We start from the raw sequence: 280 nt of genomic DNA on the forward strand, positions 1-280 counted from the left end.
GCTGCAGGCGATGCTGCCCGACGCTGACGACGCCTGCTCAGCCAGGAATGGCGCGATCACCTGGTCAGCCTTGGCCAAGACCCGGACGAGGTTCATCAGCGCCTGGTGCACACCCTCGGCAACCTCACGCTGACCGCCTTCAACGGGACGCTGAGCAACACTCCCTTCCAGCGCAAGCGGCAGATCTACAGCGGCAGCCACCTCGAACTAAACCGCGCGCTCGCCGAGCAGCATGCCTGGGGGCATGAGGAGATCATGGCGCGGGCCGACGAACTCGTCG

General features: G+C 66.1%; 1 protein-coding gene. It reads left to right on the forward strand.

Going from position 1 to position 280, the window contains the following annotated elements; genetic code table 11:
* Positions 1–33 precede the first annotated feature (33 nt).
* The coding region (locus tag L5849_RS17200; RefSeq protein ID WP_368735746.1) for an HNH endonuclease family protein at positions 34–280 on the forward strand (247 nt) is incomplete at its 3' end.

It is taken from the genome of Erythrobacter sp. SN021 (assembly GCF_021864455.1).